The sequence below is a fragment of the Streptomyces sp. NPDC056948 genome (assembly GCF_042674225.1).
Classification (GTDB): Bacteria; Actinomycetota; Actinomycetes; order Streptomycetales; family Streptomycetaceae; genus Streptomyces; species Streptomyces purpurascens.
In genome coordinates, this window is sequence record NZ_JBHUQX010000554.1 from 1 (window position 1) to 4,923 (window position 4,923).

Below are 4,923 nucleotides of genomic sequence, written 5' to 3' on the forward strand. Positions count from 1 at the left end.
GTGTGCCGCCCGGAGGCCCGGGCGGCACAGTCGATCAGCCGTGGGCCTTGTCTCAGCGGGGGCCGAGGCTCCAGCGCGGACCCTGCGGGCTGTCCTCGATGACCAGGCCGGACTGGCCGAGCTGGTCGCGGATGGCGTCCGCGGTGGGCCAGTCCTTGCGGGCCCGGGCGGCCTCGCGCTGGTCGAGGACCATGCGCACGAGCGTGTCGACCACGCCGTGCAGGTCCTCGCCGCGGTCACCCTCCCCGGCCCACTGGGGGTCGAGCGGGTCGAGGCCGAGGACGCCGAGCATCGCGCGGACCTCGGCGAGCCGGGCCACGGCGGCTTCCTTGTCGTCGGCGGCCAGGGCGCTGTTGCCCTGCCGGACGGTGGTGTGCACCACGGCGAGCGCCTGGGGCACGCCCAGGTCGTCGTCCATGGCCTCGGCGAAGGCGAGCGGCACCTCGGCGGAGGGCTCGACGACGCCGGCCTTCTCCACCACGCGCTGCACGAAGCCCTCGATCCGCGCGAACGCCGACTCGGCCTCGCGCAGCGCCTCCTCGCTGTACTCGATCATCGAGCGGTAGTGCGGGGTGCCGAGGTAGTAGCGCAGCACGATGGGCCGCCAGCGCTTGACCATCTCGCTGACCAGGACCGAGTTGCCGAGCGACTTGGACATCTTCTCGCCGCTCATGGTGACCCAGGCGTTGTGCACCCAGTACCGCGCGAATTCGTCGCCGTAGGCCTTGGCCTGGGCGATCTCGTTCTCGTGGTGCGGGAAGACCAGGTCGAGGCCGCCGCCGTGGATGTCGAAGACGGTGCCGAGGTACTTGTGCGCCATCGCCGAGCACTCCAGGTGCCAGCCCGGGCGGCCGCGGCCCCACGGCGTCTCCCAGCTCGGCTCCCCCGGCTTCGCCGCCTTCCACATGGCGAAGTCACGCGGGTCGCGCTTTCCGGTCTCGCCGGCGCCGGACGGCTGCTGGAGGTTGTCCAGCTCCTGGTTGGACAGCTCCAGGTAGCCCGGGAAGGAGCGCACGTCGAAGTAGACGTTGCCGTCGGCCTCGTAGGCGTGTCCGCGCTCGATGAGGCCGCGCATCATCTCGACCATCTCGGTGATGTGGCCGGTGGCACGCGGCTCGTAGGTCGGCGGCAGGCAGCCGAGGGCGTGGTAGCCGTCGTTGAACGCGCGCTCGTTCTCGTAACCGATGGCCCACCAGGGTCGGTTCTGGTCGGCCGACTTGGCGATGATCTTGTCGTCGATGTCGGTGACGTTCCGCACGAACGTGACGTCGTAGCCGCGGTAGGCGAACCAGCGGCGCAGGATGTCGAAGTTCAGGCCGGAGCGGATGTGGCCGATGTGCGGGGCGGCCTGCACGGTGGCACCGCAGAGGTAGATCGAGACACAACCCGGCTGGAGCGGGGTGAAGTCACGGATCTGCCGGGCGTTGGTGTCGTACAGGCGAATAGTCACGACACCAGGGTAGTAGGCCGCGGGGTGTGCGTGGGGCAGTCCCTTGTTTGTCGGGTGCGGGTCGTTGGGGGCTTGTCGCGCAGTTCCCCGCGCCCCTTGAAGGTCGGGACACTCACGCCCGTCGCACCACCAGTGCCGTTGCCACTGCCATCAGGCCCTCGTCGCGTCCTGGGAAGCCCAGGCCGTCCGTGGTCGCGCCCGACACGGAGACCGGTGCTCCCGCCGCCTCCGAAAGGATCTTCTGCGCTTCGTCCCGCCGCTTGCCGATCTTCGGACGGGGGCCTACGACCTGCACCGCGATGTTGCCGATGCGGAAGCCCGCCTCGCGGACGATGCGGGCGGCCTCCGTCAGCAGCGTGACTCCCGATGCGCCGGACCACTCGGGGCGGCCCGTGCCGAAGTGCCGGCCGAGGTCGCCCAGGCCCGCCGCGGAGAAGAGGGCGTTGCAGGCGGCGTGGGCGACGACGTCCGCGTCGGAGTGGCCCGCGAGGCCCGGTCCCTGGTCCTCCCACTTCAGGCCGGCGCACCACAGCTCGCGGCCCTCCTCGAAGGCGTGGATGTCGGTGCCGATGCCGACCTGGGGCAGCGGCGGCTCGTCAGAAGCCATCGTTGAGCCTCCTGCGGGCCAGGACCGCCTCCGCGAGGACCAGGTCCAGGGGCCGGGTGACCTTGAAGGCCTCCTCGTGTCCGGGCACGGCCACGACCGTGAGGCCGAGCTGCTCGACCATGCCGGCGTCGTCGGTGACCTCGCCGGTCACCGTCTCGTGCGCCCGGACCAGCGTGGCCCGGTCGAAGCCCTGCGGGGTCTGCACCGCGCGCAGCAGCGCGCGGTCCGGCGTGGCGACGACCGGCTCCGGCTCGCCGGGGGCCTGGGCGGGCTCGACCTGCTTGACGGTGTCGGCGAGCGGCAGCGCCGGGACCACGGCCGGGGCGCCGTCCCGTACGGCCTCGATCACGGCGTCGACGGTGTCCACCGGTACCAGCGGGCGGGCCGCGTCGTGCACCAGGACGATGTCGTGGCCGGACGGCAGCGCGTCCAGTCCGAGCTTCACGGACTCCTGGCGACTCTGCCCGCCCGGGACGACGAGGAAGTCCGTCCGCTCGGGCAGCGCGTGCGCGTCGAGCAGCGACTTGACCTCGGCGGCACCGTCGGGCGGGGCCACGACGACGACCAGGGAGACGGCACGGGAGGCGGCCAGCGCGCGGACCGCGTGGATGAGCATGGGGGTGCCGCTCAGGGCGCGGAGCGCCTTGGGGGCTCCCGGGCCGAGCCGTACACCGCGGCCGGCGGCCGGGATCACGGCCGCCGTACGGGCTGCCGCGGGGGCGGCCGGCGGCGAAGGGCGTGATTCGTCAGACATCGGTTCCTGTCAGGTTTGTGTGCTGGCCTGGCGTGGGTATGGCCTGGAGGAGTGCCGGGCGCGACGCGCTCGACCGGACCCTTCCGTGACGCTGGTCGAGCCGGCTGCCCGGGCCCGGCACGTTAAGCAACCGGGTCGTGAGTGATAACACATCCCGGGGTGACGGTGCACCGGCATCCGAGTACGAACATGCCGCAGCGCCCGGCGACAGGTAATTCGTCATCGGGCACCGCGGCATTTCGATGTGCAGCGTTGATCAGCAGAGTGCTGATCGACGGGCTTCGCCTCAGGAAGCGAGTACCTCGTCGAGCAGGGCCTCGGCCTTGTCCTCGTTGGTGTTCTCCGCGAGGGCGAGTTCGCTCACCAGGATCTGGCGGGCCTTGGCGAGCATGCGCTTCTCGCCTGCGGAGAGTCCGCGCTCGCGCTCACGACGCCACAGGTCACGCACGACTTCCGCGACCTTGATGACATCGCCGGAGGCGAGCTTCTCCAGGTTTGCCTTGTATCGACGGGACCAGTTCGTGGGCTCCTCGGCGTACGGTGCGCGCAGCACCTCGAAGACCCGGTCCAGCCCGTCCTGACCGACCACATCACGCACGCCGACGAACTCCGCATTGTCCGCTGGCACACGCACTGTCAGGTCGCCCTGGGCGACCTTCAGCACCAAGTAGGTCTTGTCCACGCCTTTGATCTGGCGAGTTTCGATAGCCTCGATCAGCGCGGCCCCGTGATGGGGATAGACCACGGTGTCGCCAACCTTGAACGTCATGTGACAGGTACCCCTTCCGTGGCTATCCAGGGTAACACGGAAACTGCGGGTTCTGAATGGCGTTTTCGCAGGTCAGGGCATATCTCGGGGCTTGACAAGTCCAACAGGAACGTGCTTCGCCCAGGGGATGGAAGAAGGTATTCGCAGGTGGGAGCGGCTGTCCGGGGTGAGCGAAACGCGTACGTTACACCTATCCGAAGCCCCCTCCAGATGGCCGAACATCCCGATATGTCCCGTTCCGTATGATCGACTTCCGCTACTCCGTTCGGTGGCCCGAGCGGGGTTCCGGTCGAATCCGGAATTGATCACACGGCCTCCGGGCGGGCCGTCGGTGATCAATTCCGAGGTGGTCCGCGCATTCCTTCACGGAAATTTTGCGGTACTGCCCGGGGCTCTTATGTGAATGCCGGACGAGCACTCCGCCAATGTGACCCAGGAGTCACATGTGATGCAGGAGTCAGTTGTGACGCAGGTGGGATCGGAGGTGCCGGGGGGTCGGGTGCGGCCGTGCGGGAACGGCTCGGTAACCTGAGGCCTGCTGACACACACTTAGGGCGGCTTTATCGGCCGCTCTGCTCGAGTCAAGGAGTTGCCGCCGCCGTGAGCAGCAGCCTTCGACGCGGCGCCCTCGCCGCTGTCGCCGTCGCGTTCTCGATCGCCTCGCTCGCCGCGTGCGGCGCCGGCAACAACGCCCAGACACTGGAGATCCAGCCGGACAACGCGGCGACCAGCGTCGGGCACATCAAGATCCAGAACGCCGTCGTGATCACCCAGCCCGATCTGGAGTCGACCGGCCCGGCCGCGATCTCCGCGACCCTCTTCAACTCCGGCAAGACCGCCGAGACGCTGGAGTCCATCACCCTCCCGGGCACCGGCAAGACCGCCGAGCTCAAGCCCGCCAAGGGCGGCAGCCTCAGCATCCCGCCCGGCGGCTCGCTGATCCTGGGCGGCAAGGACAACGCCACGGCCGGCCTGCCGAGCAGCCGCGAGGCCGTCCAGGACGGCAACGCCCAGAAGGTCACCTTCACCTTCAGCAAGACCGGTGCCGTGAGCCTGCGCGCGTTCGTCGTCCCCGCCAAGCACTACTTCACCGAGTGGGGCCCGACCGAGGTCCCGGCCGCACCGGGCGCGTCGGGTGCCCCGTCGGGTTCGCCGTCGGGTTCGCCTGCCGAGGGCGAGTCCGGCTCGCCGGCCGGCACGGAGAGCCCCGCCGGCGGTGAGACCCCGGGCGGTCACGAGTCGCCGGCCACGCCGACCGACGCGGCTTCGGCCAGCGCGACGGGCGGTGCGGGCGCCGGGCACTGAGCGGCCGTAGCAGTCGTGGAAGGGGCGGGACCTCCTGG

Annotated in this window: 5 protein-coding genes; 1 reads left to right on the forward strand and 4 read right to left on the reverse strand. The window is 70.0% G+C overall.

The genetic code is table 11. From position 1 onward, the window contains the following. Positions 1-52 precede the first annotated feature (52 nt). The 4 genes from cysS to ACFTZL_RS40880 form a co-directional block, all read right to left on the reverse strand. Positions 53-1,450, reverse strand: a complete 1,398-nt coding sequence (gene cysS, locus ACFTZL_RS40865) for a cysteine--tRNA ligase (protein ID WP_382594431.1) — start codon at positions 1,448-1,450, stop codon at positions 53-55. Positions 1,451-1,562: 112 nt separating this feature from the next. Beyond that, a complete protein-coding gene (ispF, locus tag ACFTZL_RS40870) occupies positions 1,563-2,057 on the reverse strand; it encodes a 2-C-methyl-D-erythritol 2,4-cyclodiphosphate synthase (protein ID WP_382594434.1) in 495 nt (164 codons plus the stop codon). Further along, the gene (gene ispD / locus ACFTZL_RS40875; RefSeq protein ID WP_382594437.1) at positions 2,047-2,811 is read right to left on the reverse strand and encodes a 2-C-methyl-D-erythritol 4-phosphate cytidylyltransferase; all 765 of its coding nucleotides are present in this window, start codon (positions 2,809-2,811) and stop codon (positions 2,047-2,049) included. Before ispD ends, ispF begins: the two co-directional genes overlap by 11 nt. A gap of 286 nt (positions 2,812-3,097) precedes the next feature. Next, positions 3,098-3,580 (reverse strand): CarD family transcriptional regulator, encoded by a 483-nt coding sequence (locus tag ACFTZL_RS40880; RefSeq protein ID WP_003953493.1) that lies wholly within the window; start codon positions 3,578-3,580, stop codon positions 3,098-3,100. Positions 3,581-4,180: 600 nt separating this feature from the next. Between ACFTZL_RS40880 and ACFTZL_RS40885 the strand changes: the two genes are divergently transcribed. After that, positions 4,181-4,885, forward strand: a complete 705-nt coding sequence (locus ACFTZL_RS40885; RefSeq protein WP_382594440.1) for a DUF461 domain-containing protein — start codon at positions 4,181-4,183, stop codon at positions 4,883-4,885. Positions 4,886-4,923: the final 38 nt, after the last annotated feature.